Source organism: Desulfovibrio sp. 1214_IL3152, from assembly GCF_036763055.1.
Classification (GTDB): domain Bacteria; phylum Desulfobacterota; class Desulfovibrionia; order Desulfovibrionales; family Desulfovibrionaceae; genus Desulfovibrio.
The window spans coordinates 1-1,511 of record NZ_JBAIYW010000525.1 but is presented as its reverse complement, the minus strand read 5'-3'; the positions used below and the strand labels follow the sequence as shown (position 1 = coordinate 1,511).

Genomic DNA, 1,511 nt, shown 5'->3' with positions numbered 1-1,511 from the left:
AGACGCAAGGGCGGCCAGATCCTGCGCAAGACCCGCGGATTCACGGATGACGGCCAGAACATTGCGCATATCATGCACTGCCGAGGCCAGCAGTCGGGCCGTACACTGACTGACGTTCATGACATGTCTCCCCCGCCGGAGGCTGCCTCACGCCCGTCACGGCACGCGGACTCCAGCGTTTCAAGAAAAGTGTTGAAACTGAGCGGCTTTGTCAGACAGGCATAGGCCTGGCTTACGGGCGAAACACCCGTATCGTCCACGGCCGCATGCCCGGTGAGCAGCAGCACGGGCAGGCCGGGCTGCACGTTCTTGAGGCGGCGCAGCACCTCATCGCCGGGCAGACCGGGCATGAGAAGGTCAAGCACCACCACATCGGGCATTTCCTCTACAGCGGCCCGCAGGGCCGCCAGGCCGTCATAAACCACACGTACGCTGTACCCGCGCAACTCAAGCCTTTCGGCCAGAGTTTCCACAAAGTCCTTTTCGTCATCAGCCAGCAGTATGCGCAAAGCCATTGCTATACCTCCGCAGAGCCGTCAGGCGGAACCAGGGGCAAGGTTACACGCACGACACTGCCGCGCCCCTCCTCACTTTCCACACGGATATCGCCGCCAAGTCTGCGCACGATGCCGTAAGTGATAAACATGCCAAGCCCTGTGCCTTTGTTTTTCTTGGTGGAATAAAACGGCTCGAAAATGTGCCGCAGCACCTCTTGAGGCATGCCCTTGCCATTATCACGCACGGTCACCTCAAGCGCGGACGGCCCCGATGGCACACAGCGCACTTTTACAAAGCGCCCTTGCCCGTCGGCAGCCACACCAGCCTGCCCGCTGCCGGTCACGGCATCCAGGGCGTTGCCCACGATATTCAAAAAGACCTGCTGTAACTGGCCCCTGTCTGAAACAATTTCGGGCAAGCCCTCGGCCAGATCCATTTCCAGCGTTACCCCCCGGTTCTTGGCTTCGCGCTCAAGAAACGACAGGGTTTCGGTGATGACTTCCTCAATGTGCAGGCTCTGGCGGTTGGCCTCCATCCGGCGGGCAAAGCCCAGCAGGCGGTGGGTGATGCCGCGCGCCCTTTCCACGGTGCTTTCTATGCCTTCAAGCAGACCGTTCAGCCGTTCGCTGTCCCTGCTTTCGCCGCAAATCTTGCCCATGCTCAGCAGGTCGCGGGCAAGGCCCGCCTTTTCATAAATGACGGCCAGAGGATTGTTGACCTCATGAGCCACGCCAGCCGCCAGCCGCCCGATGGACGAAAGTTTCTGGTTGTGTTCCATCTGGGCAAAAACCGCCACCCGGCGCTCATCGCTGGCCTGCAGCCTGTTGACAAGCTGCTTCATGAGCAGGTGCGACACCAGAACAATAAGCGCTATGCCGCCGCACAGCACAAGCAGCAGTTCGGTGCGCAGGGCCGTCCACGAGCGAAACGCCTCGGCCTCGGGCTTGACTGCCAGCAGAATAAAATCCGTCCCGGCCAGTGCGCAAGAGGCCACCATAAGCTTGCGCCCCGAC

General features: G+C 60.9%; 2 protein-coding genes. Both read right to left on the bottom strand.

Features of this window, described 5'->3' with window-relative positions; all coding sequences use genetic code 11:
- Nucleotides 1-116 precede the first annotated feature (116 nt).
- Nucleotides 117-515: a response regulator transcription factor gene (locus V6C07_RS11170; protein WP_333536559.1), complete on the bottom strand. Its 399-nt coding sequence runs from the start codon at nt 513-515 to the stop codon at nt 117-119.
- 2 nt (nt 516-517) lie between these two features.
- Nucleotides 518-1,511: sensor histidine kinase (locus V6C07_RS11165; protein WP_333536558.1), on the bottom strand; the 994-nt coding region annotated here is incomplete at its 5' end.